Origin of the sequence: Streptomyces sp. NBC_00259 (assembly GCF_036181745.1) — a bacterium.
In the GTDB taxonomy this organism is placed as follows: domain Bacteria; phylum Actinomycetota; class Actinomycetes; order Streptomycetales; family Streptomycetaceae; genus Streptomyces; species Streptomyces pratisoli.
In genome coordinates this window covers 6396614-6415175 of the sequence record NZ_CP108080.1, presented here as the reverse complement: position 1 = coordinate 6415175, position 18562 = coordinate 6396614, and the positions used below count along the sequence as shown (strand labels likewise).

Genomic DNA, 18562 nt, shown 5'->3' with positions numbered 1-18562 from the left:
GTTGAACGTGCCTTATGCTCCCGCCATGCGCGATGACGAGGAGATGGGCCGCATCACCCTGGCCCAGGTGGCCCAGAAGGCCGGCGTCTCCATTTCGACAGTTTCGAAGGTCCTCAACGGCCGGCAGGACGTGGCCCCGCCGACGAGGATCAAGGTGGAACGCCTGCTGGAGACCCACGCCTACCGGCGTACGGCGAGGTCGTCCCGGGAGGCGCCGCTCATCGAGATCGTCTTCCACGAGCTGGACAGCATCTGGGCCCTGGAGCTGATCCGCGGGGTGGAGAACGTCGCCAAGGCCAACCAGGCGAGCGTGGTGCTGACCGAGAGCGGCACCCGCCACTCACCGGACCCCGACTGGATCGAAGGGGTCCTGCAGCGCCGGCCCATCGGCGTCGTGCTGGTCTTCTCCGCCCTCCCTCAGGCGGTCAAGCAGCAACTCAGGGCTCGTTCCATACCTTTTGTCATCATCGACCCGGCCGGTGACCCCGATCCCGACGTACCGTCCGTGGGGTCGGCCAACTGGACCGGCGGCCTCGCCGCCACCCGGCATCTGATCGAGCTCGGACACCGGCGGATCGGCATCATCACCGGCCCCGAGGACATGCTCTGCTCCCTGGCCCGCCTCGACGGCTACCGCTCGGCGATGAGCATGGCCGGACTGGAAACCGCGCCCGAACTCATCCGGTTCGGCGACTTCCACGTGGAGGGCGGCTACGACCGGGCGATGGAGATGCTGAGCCTGCCGGAGCGGCCGACCGCCGTCTTCGCGGGCAGCGACCTGCAGGCCCTCGGCGTCCTGGAGGCGGCCCGCGTCAACGGGCTGCGCGTCCCGCACGACCTCTCCGTCGTCGGCTACGACGACGTCCAGGTCGCCCGCTGGTCCAGCCCGGCCCTGACCACGGTCCACCAGCCCCTGCGCCAGATGGCCGAGGAGGCGGCCCAGATGCTGCTGCGACTGCGCACCGAGGAACCGTCGTCGACGCGGCTGGAACTGGCGACGAGCCTGGTGGTGCGAAAGAGCACGGCGCCACCGCGGGCGGACTGACCCGGCGGGGGGATCGCCCCCAACTATCGCAGCGCTGTTATATTAGCGCTGTGACATCTGCGGATCCCACGACACTGCCTGACCCCTGGCAGCCGCTGCACAAGCTGCTGGCCGCCATGGACAACGAGATCGAGCAGGTCTACGTCGAGCGCGGCATCGAGGGGGTGCGGCCGCGGTTCGCCTATCCGCTGATCCGGCTCGCCCACACAGGGCCCTTGACCATCCGCGAACTCGCGGAGTCCCTCGACCGCTCCCATTCCGCGATCAGCCAGACCATCGCCGCCATGCGCAAGGAGGATCTGGTCACCTCCTCCCCGGGGGCCGACGCCCGCACCCGGCGGATCGACCTGACCGAGCGCGGCCGGTCGCTGGTGCCGTTCCTGGAAGCCGAGTGGCGCGCCACCCAGGCGGCGGTCGCCGAACTGGACGGTGAGACCCCGTACGCGCTGACCGCCCTCGTCGAGGAGCTGCGGCGGGCGCTGGAGCAACGGCCGATGCGGCAGCGGATCCTCGACCACCTGGTCGAGCCGCCACGATGAAGGGGAGCGTCACCTTCCTCGACACCCGCCCGCTGCGCAGCAGCCGGCCGTTCCGCGACCTGTGGATCGGCAGCGCCGCCTCCCAACTCGGCGGTCAGATGGCCGCCGTGGCGGTGCTGGCTCAGGTCTGGGACCTGACCGCCAGCCCGGTGAGCACCGGGCTCATCGGTCTGGCCACCGGACTGCCGATGGTGGTTTTCGGGCTGCTCGGGGGCACGTTGGCGGACGCCGTCGACCGCCGTGCCGTCGTGCGGTACACCACCGCCGGTCAGTTGCTGGCAGCCGCGGGGCTGTGCGTCCAGGCGCTGGCCGACAACCAGAACGTGGTGCTGCTGCTCGCCCTGGTCGCCACGGGGGCCGCCTGCGGCGCGCTTGGTGCCCCTGCCCGGCGCACCTTCCCGGTCAGGCTGCTGCCGGCCGACCAGGTTGCGGCAGGGCTCGCACTCAACAACGTCTCCTTCCAGACGGCGATGCTGGCAGGACCCGCGCTGGCCGGAATGCTCATCGCCCGTTGGGACTTCCCCGCCGCCTACGCTGCGCAGGCCTTGGCAGCGGCGATCTCGACGCTCGCGGTGATCCGTCTCCCCGCCATGCGTCCCACGGTCACCGACGCCGCGGTCACCGACGCGGCTGCCGGCAGACGTCGGCCGGAGCGTGGCGGCTGGCGCGTCGTCCTGCGCCGACCGACGCTGTGGGGCTCGATGGCCACCGACCTGTCCGCAACGCTGCTCGCGATGCCGGTCGCGCTTTTCCCCCTGGTCAACGAGATCCGCTTCGGCGGCAACCCGCAGACCCTCGGACTGTTCCTTTCGGCCGTCGCGGTCGGAAGGATCACCGCCGGCCTGTTCTCCGGCATGGTGACGCGCCGGCGCCGCGCCGGTCTGGTCCAGTTGGTCGCGGCCTGCGTCTGGGGCCTGGCGCTGGCCGGCTTCGGCCTCGCCGGGCCGCTGTGGCCGGCTCTGGGCTGCCTGGCCGTGGCCGGCGCCGCCGACACGGTGTCCGTGATCACCCGCAGTGCCCTGGTACAGCTGGAGACCCCGGACGCGTACCGGGGGCGGGTTTCCTCCGTGGAACACGTCATCGGCGTCGCAGGTCCCGAACTCGGCAACTTCCGCGGCGGACTGCTGGCTTCGGTCACCTCCGCCCCCTTCGCCCTGGTCGCCGGTGGCCTGTCCGCCACCCTGGCGATCGGCGCCGTGGCCGCGGCCAACGCCTCCCTCCGCGCCTACCGCACGCCGACGCCCGCTCCGCCCACCGCCACGGAGCCGGCCGAGCCGACGACCGCCGACGCGCCAACGGCAGCCGGCTAGACAGCCGCGACCCCGAGCAGGGAAGAAGGGCCGTCGCATCGCATACAGCGCACAGGCATCGACACCGCCTGCGCCACGTCCGTCACGCGCTCCCGTAGTCATCCACATACGTCGCGATCAGCTCCAGCAGCGCGGCCGCCCGGTGCCGGTCCTCGCGCTGGGCGCGCAGGGCTGCGTCGGCGGCACGGAGACGGGCCAGGGCGGAGGGGTCACCGTCCACCAGATCGTCGACCACCGGCTCGGTGATCAGGTCCAGGCATTCGGTGAGCAGCCGACGGGTGGCCGACGACGGCGGGGCCGGGTCCGGGGCCGCGTAGGCGGTGGTCAGGTAGCGCGCGGGGTCGGTGAGGCTCCAGCCGACGACCGCCCCGCGCTGGACGAGAAGCGACACATCGGGGGCGATGCCGATACGGGCGTCCAACGGCTCGTCGAGGACGCCGAGATCACGCAGGCAGATGAGCACGGTATCCCCTGGGGCGCGGCACAGGACCGTGCACATCTCGTGCCGGAAGTCCCGGACCTCGTCCGCCCGGAGCCCGCCCCGGCGTACCGGGGGCAGGGTGGGGAGGCGATCGGAGGTCTCTGACATCGCGGAGACGTACGGCATCTGGACTCCGGCCCCGACGAGCTTCCGGCTGCCCGGGTCGAACCGGAAGACGTCCGGCGTGTCCCACAGTTGGTGCCGGCTGCCGAAGGTATCTGCGAGGAACCGCTCACGCGCCTCGACATCGGCGTAGTGCGCGACATCCACAGTGTCGCCCGAGAAGCGCGGGGTGATGTGCAGCGGATCGTCCGTCACCGTCGCGCGCCGGCCGCCGTCGAACGTCAGCGTCGTGGCCGTCCTCGCCGCATCACGCCCGCCTGCTTCCCGACGCGCCCCGCGGTCATGCACCGTGGTCCTCCAGCAGCTCGCCGGTGAAGGCACGGAGGGCATCGGTCCGGTGCCGGTCCTCGGGCTGGGCCCGCAGTGCCTCGTCGATGGCCCGGAGACGGGCCAGGGCGGACGGGTCCCGGTCCCTCACCTCGTCGAGGAGCGACGAGGTGATCAGATCCAGGCACTCGGTGAACAGCAGCCGGGTGGCCGGGGCAGCGGGGGCCGGGTCGGGGGCGGCGAAGCCGGTGGTCAAGTAGCGCACCGGATCGGTGAGGCTCCAGCCCACGACGGTGCCGCGCTGCACAAGAAGAGCCACATCGGGGGCGATGCCGATACGGGCGTCCAACGGCTCGTCGAGGACGCCGAGATCACGCAGACAGGTGAGCACGGCGTCTCCGGGAGCGCGACACAGTTCCGTGGTCACCTCCAGGCGGAAGTCCCGCGCCTCGTCCGCGCGCAGGCCTCCCGGGCGGCTGGAGGGCTCAGCGGGAAGACGGGCACAGTCCTCGGGATCGGCGGCATCGCCCGGAACCTGGAACTCGGCCCCGACCAATCCCCTGCTCAGGGGGTCGAACCGAAGCTCGTCGGGCGTGTCCCACAACCACGGCCCGCTACCGAAGGTGTCCAGAAGGAACTGCCCACGTTCCTTCACGTCCGCGTACGGTGCGACGCGTACCCGGAAGTCGCGGAAGTCGAGACGGGGGGCGATGCGCAGCGGATCGCCGAACACGGTGGCGGTCCGGTCGTCGATGGTGAGTCTCATGGTGAATGCCACTTCATCTGACCTGTACTGCGGGAGGCATGTAGCCGTTCTTCGCTGGAATCCTGCCCTCCACCACGGCTGCATGCGTAATCGGCGCACCGGGGTCAGACGGCGAGCCACCGAGCGCCTCGGCCCCGGAAGGGCCCTTGATGCCGGACGAACCGTACGCCGTGATGACGTTGCCTGCCCCTACCTTGTCGGCTCGCGTCACGACGACGTCCTCTCCCTGACGGAAGATCAGGTTTCCACTGCCCGCGGTCGAGTGGTACACCGCGTCCGGCTTCTTGAGGATCTCCGTGACCATTTCCTCCGTGAAGCCGTGGTCGTCCGCGTGGTAGTTCCCGGCCTTCTTGATCTTGCCCTCCTGTGCCCTGGCGATGACTTGGTCCATGGCGGTGAGGGCGTCCTCCCGCGCCTTCTGGGCCTTCTCCTCCTTCGTGTACTTGGGCATGAGGCCCAGGGGGTCGCACCCGCTGTGCGGGTTGCCCACGTAGGCGACCGGATTCGGCGCGGGCGCGAGGCCGAGAGGGTCCGGGGAGGCGTAGCGGCCGGTCTCGGGGTCGTAGTGGCGGAAGCAGTTGTAGTGGAGGCCGGTCTCGGGGTCGTAGTACTGGCCGGGAAAGCGCAGGGGCGTGTAGGTGCTGCCGTCGCGGGCCCAGGCGGTGGTTCCCCACAGAGTGGAGCGGGACCGCCAGGCGATGTCGCCGGAGTCGTCGATCAGTTCGGTGGGCGTGCCGACGAGGTCGGTGGCGATGGCGAAGAACCGGCGGTCGATCTCCTGCTGCCGGCTGTCGGCGGTGAGGATGCGCTCGGTCTGGGTCAGGGGGACGACGTCCCGGTGGTCCCAGGTGAGGGCGACCGTGTGCGGCCCGCCGGACCGGTGGTCGGTCTGTTCGCACAGGGTGAGACCGTCCCAGGTGAACCGGCTCTCCTCGGTCACGCTCTCGCCGTCGGGTGCCAGGCGCTGCTTCGCGGTACGGCGTCCCAGGGGGTCGTAGCGGTACTTCCAGCGGGTCCCGTCGGGGGTGGTCACGCAGGTGAGGCGGTTCTCCGTGTCCCACTCGTAGCGCCAGGTGTCGGGCTTGCGGGAGAGACGGGTCTTCTGCCGCAGGGTGACCCGCCCGAGCGCGTCGTGCTCGAAGCGGGTCCCGCCCGCGCGGGTGATCGCGGTACCGGTGTAGGCGCGCTCCCCGGTGGCCTCGCCCCCCGGATGCCGGGACGGCCAGGTCGCGGACGTCTGGTTGCCTGCGGTGTCGTACGCGTACCGCTCGGTCCAGCCGCGGGCATGGACGGCGGTGACCCGGCCCGCCGGGTCCAGGTCGAAGGTGCGGGTGCCCGCGTGCCGGTCCGTCATGGCGACCAGGTGGCCGTCGGCGCGGTAGGAGTAGGACCTGCCGGTCACGGGCCGCGCCCCGGCCGTGATGTGCTGTTCGGCCAGCCGTCCGGCCGCGTCCCAGGCGGAGGTCATGGTGACTCTGTCGCCGAGGACGCGGGAGACCTCCCGGCCGGCGGCGTCATGGGTGAAGCCGACGCGGCGACCGCCGGTGGTCAGGTGCTCCGGCCTGCCGCCGGCGTCGTAGGCGTAGGAGGTGACATGGCCGGTGGGGGTCGTACGGCGGGTGCGGCGGCCCAGGGCGTCGTAGGCGTAGACGACGGGGCGGCCGTCGACCAGCTCGGTCTTCACCTTGCCGCGGCGGTCGTACTGGTACCGGAGTTCGCCGTCCGGCCCGGCTGCCTCCAGCAGGCGTCCGGCCCGGTCGTAGGCGTACGTCGTCACCCGGCCGTCGACGTCCTTGCGGATCACCTGGCCCAGGCGGTCGCGTTCGAACGATATGGTGCCGCCGAGCGCGTCGACGCGGGCCGCGAGGCGGCCGGCGGCGTCCACCCGGTAGGTGAGGGTGCGTCCGTCGAAGTCGCTCTCGCGGACGACGTTCCCGGCTGCGTCGTACTCGTAGTCCCAGGTCAGCCCCTGCGGGTTGGTGACTCGGGTGAGGTGGAGCTCCGCGTCGTGCTCGAACTCGTGGCGGACGCCGTCGGGCCCCGTGCGGGCGACGGGCAGGTCGAAGTGGGTGTACTCGAAGCGGGAGACGCCATCGGACGCGTCGGTGTGGGTCAGGCAGTTGCCCTCGCCGTCGTAGGTCCACGCCTCGGTGGAGCCGTCGGGGCCCGTGCGACGGGCGAGTTGACCGTCGACGTCCCACGCGAAGAGGGTGACCCCGCCCGTCGGACCGGTCGTGCGGACCGGGCGGCCGAGGGCGTCGCGCTCCGTGCGGGTGACGGCACCCGTCGGGCCGGTCACCTCCACGGGCAGCCCCGTCGCGTCGCACACCACGCGTGTGACGGCTCCGAGGGGATCGGTGACGGAGGTGAGGCGACCGGCGTCGTCCCAGGTGTGACGGGTGGTGGAGCCGGCCTGGTCGGTGACGGCGGTGCGGTTGCCGCGTTCGTCGTACTCGTGCAGCACACGGGTGCCGTCCGGCCCGACGACCTCCACCGGCAGACCGAACGGACCGCGCACGGTCCGCAGTTCGCTGCCGTCGGGACGGACTGCGGAGACGAGCCTGTCGTCCTCGTCGTAGGAGAGGACGGTGGTGAGGCCCAGCGGGTCGGTGTGGGTCAGGAGGTTGCCGCGCCGGTCGTAGCTGAACCGGGTCGTGTGCCCCAAGGGGTCGGTGAGCGCCAGCAGACGGCAGCGGGGGCCGAACAGATGGCGGGTCGTGTGACCGTCGGCGGTGGTGAGCGTGGTGGTGCGGTGGCCCGTCTCGGGGTCCGGGTCGGTGTACGCCAGGGAGATCTGGACGTGGCCCGCCTCGCCGCCCTCGGAGACGACGCGGTCGCGGTCGTCGTAGACGTAGTCGTAGCGGCTTCGGTTGGAGTCGATCCAGGCGGTGACGCGGCGGCGGTCGTCGTAGACGAAGGTGGTGGTGGCTCCGGAGGGCTTGGTGACGGCGGTGAGGTTCCCGTCCTCGTAGCCGTAGTTCATCAGAGGGAGGTCCGTGCCGCCCTCGCCGGCGCCCGCCAGGGACAGGGCGGTGACCAGGCCGTCGGCGGCCGACAGCTTCAGGTGGTGGCCCGCCGAATGGACCAGGCCCGTCGGCAGCCCGTCCTCGGCGCGGTCGACGGTGACGGAGTGGCCGTTGCGGTCGGTGATGACGGACAGCCAGGCACGGCCGTCACCGCCCGGCTCGCTCCCGGACGGTGCGGTGAAGTGGAAGGTCAGACCGCTGTCGGCGGCGGTGACCGTGTAGTGGCCGGCCGCGTCGCGGTCCAGCAGCGTACGGGCGCCGCCCGACTCCGGCCGGGTGGGCGCGCCGGGCACCGGGTGCGGGTACGTGACCAGGAGGCCTTCGGCGGTGACGTGGACGACGCCGATCGCGTCGATCTCCAGCCGCTCGTCGACCGTGGACGTCCAGGCGGGGCCCAGGAAGCAGCCCAGCGCGAGACCGGACTCGGTGCGGCGGGTGAACATCATCGGCAGGATGCCCGGCAGTTCGACGTCGGTCTGCGGGAGGAACATCCGGCCCGTGGCGAGGTCGACCGGGTCACCACCCGCCTTGCGGTCTCCGTCGGGGGTGTTGTGGGTGCCGTCCGGGGAGTTGTCGGCCAGCCGGCGTGCCTTCGCCGCGTCGGCGGCGTTCTCCACGACCTTCAGCGCCTTGACCGCGGCGCCGCCACCGCCGGTGGCCACGGTCAGCGCCGCGTCCGGCAGCAGACGTCCGAAGCCCTCGTACGGGTCCTTCATGAAGTCGCTGACCATCTGCTTGCCCGTGCCCACAGGGTCGTTGACGGCGACGACCAGCCCCGCGGCCAGGCTGTTCAGGTTGGTCGCGTACTCGGCCGGGTGCGTGATGTTGTACGGGTCCAGGGGGTTGATCCCGCGGACGAAGTTCACCAGCCCTGCGGTGCCCTTGATGAGGCCGCCGCCGACGTGGTCGCCCATGATCTGCAGCTCCTGGAGCCCGTCGCCCAGCTGCTCGGCGTAGGACGGCTTCTCCGGGGCCGTGTCACGGGCGGCGCGCACCGCGGTGCGCGCGGTCTCCGCGGCCGTGTTCCGCTGCTTGCGGGCCTCGGCGAGGAGGTCCTGCGCGTCCTGCATCAGCTTCTTGCCCGGGTCCGTGAACGTCGGGGCCGGGCACGGCGGCAGGGTGGACGGGTTGCGCTCGTCCGCGGGCTGGGCGTTGTAGCGGTCGACCGCGCTGTTGTAGTCGTCGATCTTCTTGCGGTGGGCGTCGGCGGCGGCCTCGGAAGCCTTGACGCCCTCCTTCCACTTGTCGATCGCGGTCTGCGCCTGCCCCTGCGCCCAGGTGACCGTTCCGGCGAACGACTCCATCGCGGAGGCCGCCTTCTCGCAGGCGTCGGCGCCCTTGAACCACTTGGGCGGCTGGATGCTCACCGCCTTCCGCAGAGCCTCGGCCGCCTCGCCCTTGAGTTCGGAGGACTTGAGGCCCTTGAGGCCTTCGCCGGCGTTGTCGAAAGACGTCGCGAAGGACCGGAGCTTCTTCGCCGTGGAGCGGATGGTGTCAGCGCTGCCGTAGATCAGCTTGGTCTTGTCCTCGGTCTGCCCGAGGTCCATCTCGTCGACCTCGGCGCCCATGCGGTTGGCCACCGAACGCGACTGCTCGCGCACCCAGTCCGCGCCGGATTCCCAGCCGACGTCGTCCAGGCGGTCGGCGGTCCAGTTCCCGGCGTCCTCGACCCGGTTGCCGACCCACTCGACGCCGTCCTCGACCGCGTTCTCGACCGAGTCCGGGGTGATGTCGCTGATCAGATCGCCGATGCCCATGGTCAGTTGCCCCCCGTGTCACCCTGCTGCTGCGCCTGCCGGGCGCGTTCCTCCGGCGACGGGCCGAAGGTGTCGTCCAGTGCCCGGTTCCACTGGTCGTCGGAGATGCCGAGCGCGTCGTTGAGCATCTCCGACTGCCGGCCGCCCTGGCCCTCGGTGAGGACGGTGCGTCCGGTGTCCTTCCAGGTCTGCTCCATCTCCTGGCCTGCCCGGTCCCACGACTCGGAGCTCCAGTCCGGGTTCAAGGCGTCCGGCGTGAATACGTCGCCCCAGCCCTGCTGGGTGATCTCCTCCTCGGTGGCGTGCGGGTTGCCGCCCATCACGGAGTTGACGCCCACCTTCAGCGCGCCCTCGACGTACCGGTCGTGCTCCCACTGGGTGCCCGCGGCCAGGCCGAGCCGGTTCGCGAGCTCGCTGGCGTCGTGCACCAAGGCACGTACGCCCCACTCCCAGCGCTCGCAGAAGTCCTCGAAGTCGACGGAGAGGCCGTGGTGTCCGGCTTCCATCCCCGTCATCGACAGCTCCGAGAAGCCCTTGCCCATCTTCGAGCCGGTGGCGCCCCCGAGGTCGCCGAGCTGGTCGATCGTCGAGCCCACGCCCTGCGTGAACCTGGCGACGGCACCCTTGTCGAAGGCGAGCTCCCCGCCCCCGCCGCTCACCGGGCGCTCCCTTCCGTGTCCACGTCCAGGGCGACGCCGTCCGGCACGATCCCGGCGACCGGCGGGAAGAACACCGACCCGTCCTCGGTCGCGATGTCGACGGCCAGTCCGGCCGGTTCGCCGAGGGACGGCACGACCTCGTCCACGATCCGCGCGCCCAGCAGCGCCGCGTACTCCCAGGGCCGGTCCCCGGGGCTCTGGCTCCGTGCGAACAGGGCGAGCGCCGACTCGTCGGTGAATGCGCAGATCCAGCGCACCCCGCCCGACCGGGCCGACCACAGCCCGCCGCCGGACACCGGTACGAGCAGGACCGACCGCCTCATCTCGCCGACCAGCGCCCGCGGGTCCCCCGCGCCTCTTCTGCTCTCGGCGATCCGCTCGGCGAGCGCCGTCCCTGTCGGCATCAAGACCGCTTCCCCCTCCTGCGGGACATCCGTTGACCATGAAAGAGACGCGCGGGACACGGTGGCGGGTTCCGGCAAGCGTCGACCGATTCGGTCAGCACCGGGTCCGCGCGCCGGGGCCGGTCGCGGGTGGGTGCCGCCACGGGTTCCCCTTGGCGCCACGGACGCGTCGCCCCGCATTCGGGCGCCGCGCCTAGCGTCCCACGCATGTTCTCCTACGCGACGTCCGCTTCCGCGCGCATCGGCACCGCACTCGCCCTCACCGGGGCGCTCGCCCTGCTGTGCCTGGCCCCGCCCGCCCGGGCCGGCGCCCCCGGCACCGTCCCCGGCGCCGCCCCCGAGCCGGGAGACGTCGTCGTCTCCGAGGACTTCGCGTCCGGCTCGCTCCCCGACGGCTGGCGGGCGATCGACGGCGACTGGCAGGTCGAGGACGGCCGCCTGGTCGGCGCCGCCGCCTCCGGCACCAGGAAGCTCACCTTCGGCCCGCACCTCGCCGACTACCGCTTCGAGGCCACCGCCCGCTTCGACACCGTCGCCGAGGCGACACGCTGGTTCGCGCTGGGCCTCGACGTACCCGCGTCCGGTGCGACCCCCTGGTGGATCGCGACCCTGCGCAGCGGCAGCACCGCGGCCAACGGCGCCGAGTTCGCCCAGCTCACGACCGCCGGTTCGTGGAACGTCACCGACACCGCCGCCGCTCCCTACGCCGCCGCCACCGGCCGCGAGGTGAAGGTGCGTATCGAGGTGCACGGCCACCGAGCGGCCTGGTTCCTCGACGGCCGACAGCTGATGCGGACCAACCGGCTCCAGCGCTCCGCCGACGGTGGCCTCGCCCTCGTCGTCAACGGCTCGCAGGTCTCCTTCGACGACGTCAAGGTCACCGCGCTCGGCCCGAGCGGCCACCTGCGCCCCGAAGGCGCCCCCGTCACCGTCGTCGCGCACCGCGGCGCCTCGTCCTCGGCGCCCGAGAACACCATGTTCGCGCAGGAGGTCGGCCGCCGCTCCGGGGCCGACTTCATCGAGAACGACGTCCAGTTGACCAAGGACGGCGTGCCCTACCTCCTGCACGACACCACCGTGGACCGCACGACGGACGGCACCGGCGACATCCGGACCCTCACCGCCGCGCAACTCGACACCCTCGACGCCGGTTCCTGGTTCTCCCCGCACTTCGCGGGTGCCCGCGTTCCCACCCTCGCCGCGCAGCTCGCCGATCTGCGCACCCGCGGCGGCAGTCTCCTCCTCGAGGTGAAGCGCGCCGACACCAGGGAACAGGTCGCCGCGATGATCGACGTCGTACGCGCCGAGAAGATGACCGACCGGGTCTTCGTCCAGAGCTTCGAGCCCCGGCATCTGCGCTGGGTGCACGAGCTGGCGCCCGAACTCCCCCTCGGGCTGCTGCGCAGCACTCTGGACGCCGACCCCGTGGCCGTCGCCGCCGACCTGCATCTGACGTCGTACAACCCGAGCGGCGCCGCGCTCGACGCGCGTCCGGGCGTGGTGGCCGAGCTGCACAGGGCGGGTGTGGCCACCATGGTGTGGACGATCGATTCGGCGACCGAGTGGCGCAGGTACGACGAGTACGGCGTCGACGGGATCATCACCAACCGCCCTGCGGAGCTCGCCGGTTGGAGCCAGGCCCGGACCGCTCCGCAGAAGCCGGCGGCCGCGGTCGCGTCCCCGGCGGACGGCGCCGTACTCGACCGTGCCCAGCGCCCCGTGCTGGCGGTCACCACCGAGCACGCGGACGCGGCGAAGGTGGAGCTCACGCTGGACGGTGAGCCGCGCGAGCCGGGAACCGTGCTCGACCTGGGCGCGCTGGCGGCGGGCGGGCACACGCTGCGGCTCACGGCGACGGGTCCCGGCGGCACGACGGTCACCACCAGCACCTTCACCGTAAAGGCGACGAGGGCCGGTCTCGGTCATCTGATCCTGGCCTCGGGCGGCAGGCCGCAGACGGTCGAGGGGCTGCTCGGCAGTCTCGCCCGCGGGCGGTACGAGCAGCTGGGCAAGCAGGCGCGCAAGGCGGGAGCCCGCGGCGAACTTCCCGCGGCGACGGCCGAGTTGATCGCCGCCGACGCGAAGGAACTGCGGGCCGGCTGAGAAGGCGGGCAGAAGGCGGACGGCACCCCGGGGCCACTGCCCCCGGGGTGCCGCGCGCTCGGGACGTCCGGACGCCAGGCGGTGCCCGGCCGGACGCCAGGGGGTGCCCGGCACCATCCGCCGGACACCGCTAGACGTGGACGGCGACCCGTCCCGGATCGGCGAAGATCTCCTCCACGATGATGTCCGCCGCTCCGCGCACGGCCGCCGTGAAGCCCAGGGCCGAGCCGGTCACCCGGCACACCGCCGCATCGCCCGCCACGGCCCGTTCGCGCAGTTCGCGCATGGCGGCGGGCAGAAGGTACGGGGCGACGGCCGCGAAGTAGCCGCCGAGCACGATCACCTCCGGATTGAGCAGATTGACCGGGATCGACAGACCGATGCCCAGCCAGCGGCCGATCTCGTCCAGACCGGTCAGCACCCGCGGGTCCCCCGCCGTGGCGCGGCGCAGCAACTCCCCCGCCTGCTCCTGGGGATCGTGGGACACGGCACCCGTCGCCGCGCCCTCATCGGCGCCCTCCAGGTCCGGGGCGGCGACGCGCATCGCGGCGGGCAGCCCGACCTTGGTCTCCAGGCAGCCGATGCGTCCGCAGGCGCAGCGCTCGCCCGCGGGATCGACCAGGATGTGCCCCAGTTCGCCGCTGAAGCCGCCGGAGCCGCGCAGCAGTCGGCCGCCCGCCACGATCCCGGCGCCGATGCCGGCCTCCCCGGTCACGTACACCAGATCGGCGGTGCCCGGCCGGCCGTGGCCGTGCTCGGCGAGTGCGGCCAGATTGGCCTCGTTGTCGACGACGACGCTCACCTCGTCCGGCAGGGCGAGCAGTTCGCGCAGCAGCGCGGCGGCCGGGACGTCCCGCCAGTGAAGGTTCGGCGCGGAGCGCACGAAGCCGGTGGCGATGTCCACGGGGCCGGGGACGGCGACACCGACCCCCGCCGTGTGGGCCCCGGCCAGGCGCGCATCGTCGATCAGCTCGGCCGCGAGCCCGGCGAGCGTACGGATGGTGTGTTCGGCGTCCTGGTGCGTCGCGTCGTGCACCAGGCGCCGCTCCTGGAGCCGCCGGCCCGCGAGGTCCATGGACCAGGCCGCCAGGTAGCGGGAGTTGACCTCCAGACCCAGCGCGGCCACTGCGCTGCCGTCGATCTCCAGCCGGCGCCCGGGGCGGCCGACCGTGCCGTCCTGCTGGTAGTCGGTCTCCCGCAGCAGCCGGCGTTCGATCAGCTCGGTGACGAGGCTGGAGACCGTGGCCCGGGTCAGTCCCGTGTGGCGGGCGACGGTCGCCCGGGACAGCGGTCCTGCCGTACGGACCTCGCGCAGCACGCGTACGAGGTTGGCGCGGCGGACCGCCACCTGGTCGACGGGGGCCGCCCCGGGGGAGCGAGCCGCTTCGGCGGCGCTCAGTGGCACGTACTCACTCCCTACCCGCCCTCGGCCGGACCGGATGGCTCCGGGCTCCGGCCAAGGGGTGACGGCTCCCGTTCAACGGCGGATCACGCGGATCGCGCCCCTTCACGCATCGCACGGATCCGGCGGATCGCACGCATCACGCGGATCATGCGGATCACAGGGATCACAGGGATCACACGAAACACGCGGATCGCACGGATCACACGGATCGGCGACGACAGTTCAACGACGGATCAACATAACCCGGCGGTCAGCGGCGCACACCGAGCAGGTGCTCCATCGCGAGCTGGTCGAGGCGCTCGAAGGCCATGGAGCGCTCGGCCGCGGCCTGCACGTCGAACTCCTCGTAGGCGGAGGTGTCGGCGAGCAGCCCCTTGAGGCCGTCGGCCGCGGTCGGCTGTGCGAGCTCGTCGAGCCGGGACGCGACCAGCGCCTCCTGGACCTCGGCGTCGGCGCGGAAGGCGGCCGCGCGCTCCTTGAGGATGAGGTAGTTGCGCATGCAGTTCTTCGCGGACTCCCACACGCCGTCGAAGCCGTCGGTGCGCACCGGCTTGAAGTCGAAGTGGCGCGGACCCTCGTAGCCGGCCGTCTCCAGCAGGTCGACGAGCCAGAACGCCTGGCGCAGATCGCCGGCGCCGAAGCGGAAGTCCTGGTCGTACTTGATGCCGGACTGGCCGTTGAGGTCGATGTGGTACAGCTTGCCCGCCCACAGCGCCTGCGCGATGCCGTGCGGGAAGTTGAGGCCCGCCATCTGCTCGTGGCCGGTCTCCGGGTTCACGCCGACCAGCTCGGGGCGCTCGAGGCGCTCGATGAACGCGAGGGCGTGGCCGATGGTCGGCAGGAGGATGTCGCCGCGGGGCTCGTTCGGCTTGGGCTCGATGGCGAAGCGCAGGTCGTAGCCCTGCTCGGTGACGTAGTCGCCGAGGAGGTCGAAGGCCTCCTTCATACGGTCGAGCGCGACCCGCACGTCCTTGGCGGCGCCGGACTCGGCGCCCTCGCGGCCGCCCCAGGCGACGTAGGTGGTGGCGCCCAGCTCGACGGCGAGATCGATGTTGCGGATGGTCTTGCGCAGGGCGAAGCGGCGGACGTCGCGGTCGTTGGCGGTGAAGCCGCCGTCCTTGAAGACCGGGTGCGTGAAGAGGTTGGTCGTCGCCATCGGCACCTTGAGACCGGTGCGCTCGAGCGCGTCCTTGAAGCGCTTGACGGCCGTCTCGCGCTGGGCGTCCGAGGAGCCGAACGGGATCAGGTCGTCGTCGTGGAAGGTCACGCCGTGCGCGCCGAGCTCGGCCAGCCGCTCGACGGACTCGACCGGGTCGAGGGCGGGGCGGGTGGCCTCGCCGAAGGGGTCGCGGCCCTGCCAGCCGACGGTCCACAGACCGAACGTGAACTTGTCCTGAGAGGTGGGAGTGAACTGCTCCGACATGGTGCGGCCCCTTGCTCGGAATTTGTTTGGCTTCTAACCAATACCTCATGGGACGGCGTGGGCCAACCCCTGACGGGGCCGCTTCGGCGCGGACGCGGCATACCAGGGATGCCTGCCACTACAGGCTTGACGAGCGCCTGCCACCTGGACATATTTTGTTGTCTGCATAACCAAAAGGCAGCAGTCGCCCGGTCCGGCCTTCGCCAGGTCCGGGAACCACCTGTCACCAGGTCCAGGAACCACCAGTGAGGTGCGCAGTGCCCACAACGCCCGTCGTCATCGGTGTGGACAGCTCCACCCAGTCCACCAAGGCGGCCGTCACCGACGCCGCCACCGGCCGGATCCTCGCGGTGGGCCGCGCGCCCCACACCGTCACCGGTGACGGGGGCGCGCGCGAGAGTGATCCCGAGGTGTGGTGGCAGGCGCTGCGCGAGGCGGTCGCCCACGGCCTGAAGGAGTCCGGTACGGATCCGTCGGCCGTCACCGGCATCGCCGTCGCCGGGCAGCAGCACGGTCTGGTCACCCTGGACCCCGCGGGCCGCCCGCTGCGCCCGGCCCTGCTGTGGAACGACACCCGCTCGGCGCCGCAGGCCGCCGCGCTCACCGAGGCGCTCGGCGGCCCCGACGCATGGCTGGCCAGGAGCGGCAGCGTGCCCGTCGCCTCGATGACCGCCGCCAAATGGCAGTGGCTGCGTGACCACGAGCCCGCCGCCGCCGACGCGGCCGCCGCCGTACGACTGCCGCACGACTTCCTCACCGAACGGCTGTCGGGGGTCGCCGTGACCGACCCGGGCGACGCGTCAGGCACCTGCTGGTACTCCACGGCCACCGGCGCGTACGACCCCGTACTGCTCGACCTCGTCGGCCTCGACCCGGCGCTGCTGCCCACCGTCGCCTCGGGCGGTGCCGAGCGCGTCGGCTCCCTGACCCGCGCGGCAGCCGCCGCGCTCGGCCTGCCCGAGGGCGTCGCGGTGGCGGCCGGCACCGGGGACAACATGGCGGCCGCGGTCGGCCTCGGGCTCGGCGGCGCCGGGCTGCTCGACCATCCCGTGGTCAGCCTCGGCACCTCCGGCACGGTCTTCGCCGCCACCCGCACCCGGCCCGCCTCGGCCGCGCTCGCCGGCTTCGCCTCGGCCGACGGCGGCTATCTGCCGCTCGCGTGCACCCTCAACTGCACGCTCGCCGTCGACAAGGTCGCCGCGCTGCTCGGGCTCGGCCGTGAGGACGCGGAAGCGGGCGGCGAGGCGGTCCTGCTGCCCTACCTCGACGGCGAGCGCACCCCCGACCTGCCGCACGCCTCGGGCCTGCTCACCGGCCTGCGGCACTCGACCACACCGGCGCAACTCCTCGGCGCGGCCTACGAGGGGGCCGTCTTCACCGTGCTGCGCGCACTCGACGAGCTCCTGCTCGCCGTCGGCCTCGGCCCCGCCGACCCCGGCGTGCACTCCCGCCCGCTCCGGCTGATCGGCGGCGGCGCGCAGGGCCGCACCTGGGTCGAGACGGTACGCCGGCTCTCCGGCCGTCCGGTGCTCGTCCCCGAGGCCCAGGAACTCGTCGCCCTGGGCGCCGCGGCCCTCGCCACGGGCGCGGCGACCGGTGAGGACCCGGTGGCCGTCGCGACCCGATGGGACACGGGCCGCGGCCGCGAACTGCCCGCGGTGACGCGGGACGACGCGACGTGGGACCGGATCGAGTCGGTGCTGGGCGACGCGGACGGCTGGTTCGCCCGGGCCGGCCGCTGACCGAAGGCCCGAGCGCCGTCAGGGGCGGGCGGCGCCACGGCGCTCCGGAGGTGGTCCCGCCATGGCACTCCGGGGGTGGTCCCCGCCGCGGCGCGGCAGCGGAGACGCACGTCACATCGGGCCGTGTCACATCGCGCCGAGCCGTTCCGTCCTAGGTGTGCAACCACCGGAAACGGCCAAGGAGTCCACCATGGATGCCCGTCTGAACATGTTCGGCAGCCCGATCGCCACCAAGGCCTGGAAGCACATCATCGCGGCGGGCAAGGTGCTCGCGGACTCGTCGCTGCCGTTCGCGACGCAGGAGCTGGTCAAGATCCGCGCGAGTCAGATCAACGGGTGCGGCGGCTGCCTCGACATGCACACCAAGGACGCCACGCACGCCGGGGAGACCTCGGTGCGCCTCCACCTGGTCGCGGCCTGGCGGGAGGCCACGGTCTTCACCGAGGCCGAGCGGGCCGCGCTGGAGCTGGCGGAGCAGGGCACCCGCATCGCCGACGCGGCCGGCGGCGTCACGGACGAGGCCTGGGCGAACGCCGCCAAGCACTACGACGAGGAGCAGCTCGCCGCCCTGGTGTCCCTCATCGCCCTCATCAACGCCTTCAACCGCGGCAACGTCATCATCCGGCAGCCCGCCGGCGACTACCAGCCCGGCCAGTTCGGATAGCCGGCAGCACCCGGCCGGCGCGCCGAGGCCCCCGGGCAAGTGTCCGGCACCTCCCGCCCGACGCCCCGCGAGCGGACCGCACCTCGCGGGCGGGCGGGCGGCGTCGGGCGTCGGGCGTCGGGCGTCGGGCGTCGGACACGGCCTACTCGGCGGCCTTCTGCCACGCCGTCGTGCCGAGCATTCCCGTCTCGCCGATGTCGAGGCCGCCCTCCGGCTGCACCGTCTGCCGGGCGGCCCCGGCGGCCGGGGCGATCTCCACGTACACGCCACTGCCGCGCAGGGTGGCCGTGTCGACGGCCGAGTAGCGCCAGACGAACACGCTGTAGGCCGACTCTCCGGGCTTCAGCGTGACGGGGTGCGGGCCCGGGTCCTCGAGCTGGGTGATCGGACCCGGGCCCTTGAGGACCGTGACGTTCATGGGCCGGTGCTTCACGTCCCGGACGCGGACATCGGGGTAGCCGTTCAGCCGCTGGTCGCGCTCGCCGCAGTTGGTGAGCGTCACGGTCGTGGCGCGGAGTCCCATCGCGGCGGTCACCATCCCGGTCGACACCCGCGTGCCCGTGTCCGGGCATCCCGGACCGGTCGCCGCGCCGGACGCGGGGGCGGTCGCCGCCGGAGCGTTCGTCGCCGGAGCGTTCGTCGCCGGAGCGGTGGCGGCCGGCCGGGGCCGCTCCCGCGCCCCGGTGCGCGCCGGATCCGCCTCGCGGTCGAGTTCGGCCGGCAGCCCGCAGCCGGCGGTGAGGGCCGCCACCGCCGCCAGGATCACCATGCGCCTCACAGGTATCACGCTCATGGCGCGATCATCACATGCCCGGGCATCGCCCGGGCGGCATCCACGGACATGTCCC

14 protein-coding genes are annotated in these 18562 nt (G+C 72.5%); 6 read left to right on the top strand and 8 right to left on the bottom strand.

The annotated features are described in order from the left end of the window. The first annotated feature begins 25 nt into the window (after positions 1–25). Genes OG766_RS28780 through OG766_RS28770 form a run of 3 tightly spaced genes read left to right on the top strand, consistent with a single transcriptional unit; the run spans position 26 to position 2894 of the window. The gene (locus OG766_RS28780; RefSeq protein WP_266387311.1) at positions 26–1045 is read left to right on the top strand and encodes a LacI family DNA-binding transcriptional regulator; all 1020 of its coding nucleotides are present in this window, start codon (positions 26–28) and stop codon (positions 1043–1045) included. 50 nt (positions 1046–1095) lie between these two features. Then, positions 1096–1584, top strand: a complete 489-nt coding sequence (locus OG766_RS28775) for a MarR family winged helix-turn-helix transcriptional regulator (RefSeq protein WP_266387314.1) — start codon at positions 1096–1098, stop codon at positions 1582–1584. Then, a complete protein-coding gene (locus OG766_RS28770) occupies positions 1581–2894 on the top strand; it encodes an MFS transporter (protein WP_328726532.1) in 1314 nt (437 codons plus the stop codon). Before OG766_RS28775 ends, OG766_RS28770 begins: the two co-directional genes overlap by 4 nt. An 82-nt stretch (positions 2895–2976) precedes the next feature. Here the strand turns inward: OG766_RS28770 and OG766_RS28765 are convergent, their stop codons facing one another. The 5 genes from OG766_RS28765 to OG766_RS28745 are packed head-to-tail and all read right to left on the bottom strand — an operon-like array spanning position 2977 to position 10377. Then, positions 2977–3786: a hypothetical protein gene (locus OG766_RS28765; protein ID WP_328726531.1), complete on the bottom strand. Its 810-nt coding sequence runs from the start codon at positions 3784–3786 to the stop codon at positions 2977–2979. Then, entirely contained in the window at positions 3779–4531 is a 753-nt protein-coding gene (locus tag OG766_RS28760; protein ID WP_266387322.1) for a hypothetical protein, read from the bottom strand. The genes OG766_RS28765 and OG766_RS28760 overlap by 8 nt, the downstream gene beginning before the upstream one ends. Before the next feature lie 13 nt (positions 4532–4544). Next, positions 4545–9314, bottom strand: coding sequence for a putative T7SS-secreted protein (locus OG766_RS28755; RefSeq protein ID WP_328726530.1), 4770 nt, complete (start codon positions 9312–9314; stop codon positions 4545–4547). A gap of 2 nt (positions 9315–9316) precedes the next feature. Further along, positions 9317–9973 carry a hypothetical protein gene (locus OG766_RS28750; RefSeq protein ID WP_328726529.1) on the bottom strand — a complete coding sequence of 219 codons (657 nt, stop codon included), beginning with the start codon at positions 9971–9973 and terminating at the stop codon, positions 9317–9319. Continuing rightward, positions 9970–10377 (bottom strand): hypothetical protein, encoded by a 408-nt coding sequence (locus OG766_RS28745; protein ID WP_328726528.1) that lies wholly within the window; start codon positions 10375–10377, stop codon positions 9970–9972. The genes OG766_RS28750 and OG766_RS28745 overlap by 4 nt, the downstream gene beginning before the upstream one ends. A gap of 207 nt (positions 10378–10584) precedes the next feature. Here OG766_RS28745 and OG766_RS28740 point away from each other — a divergent pair, with 207 nt between their 5' ends. After that, positions 10585–12480 carry a glycerophosphodiester phosphodiesterase gene (locus OG766_RS28740; RefSeq protein ID WP_328726527.1) on the top strand — a complete coding sequence of 632 codons (1896 nt, stop codon included), beginning with the start codon at positions 10585–10587 and terminating at the stop codon, positions 12478–12480. Positions 12481–12610: 130 nt separating this feature from the next. Here OG766_RS28740 and OG766_RS28735 read toward each other — a convergent pair whose 3' ends face one another. Next, positions 12611–13885 carry an ROK family transcriptional regulator gene (locus tag OG766_RS28735; RefSeq protein WP_328726526.1) on the bottom strand — a complete coding sequence of 425 codons (1275 nt, stop codon included), beginning with the start codon at positions 13883–13885 and terminating at the stop codon, positions 12611–12613. Positions 13886–14135: 250 nt separating this feature from the next. Then, positions 14136–15308: a xylose isomerase gene (gene xylA, locus OG766_RS28730; protein ID WP_266387336.1), complete on the bottom strand. Its 1173-nt coding sequence runs from the start codon at positions 15306–15308 to the stop codon at positions 14136–14138. Positions 15309–15565: 257 nt separating this feature from the next. Here xylA and xylB point away from each other — a divergent pair, with 257 nt between their 5' ends. After that, positions 15566–17050 (top strand): xylulokinase, encoded by a 1485-nt coding sequence (gene xylB / locus OG766_RS28725; RefSeq protein ID WP_328726525.1) that lies wholly within the window; start codon positions 15566–15568, stop codon positions 17048–17050. Between the two features lie 190 nt (positions 17051–17240). After that, positions 17241–17714 carry a carboxymuconolactone decarboxylase family protein gene (locus tag OG766_RS28720; RefSeq protein ID WP_328726524.1) on the top strand — a complete coding sequence of 158 codons (474 nt, stop codon included), beginning with the start codon at positions 17241–17243 and terminating at the stop codon, positions 17712–17714. A 142-nt stretch (positions 17715–17856) separates the two neighbouring features. Here the strand turns inward: OG766_RS28720 and OG766_RS28715 are convergent, their stop codons facing one another. Beyond that, the gene (locus OG766_RS28715; RefSeq protein ID WP_328726523.1) at positions 17857–18507 is read right to left on the bottom strand and encodes a DUF4232 domain-containing protein; all 651 of its coding nucleotides are present in this window, start codon (positions 18505–18507) and stop codon (positions 17857–17859) included. Positions 18508–18562: the final 55 nt, after the last annotated feature.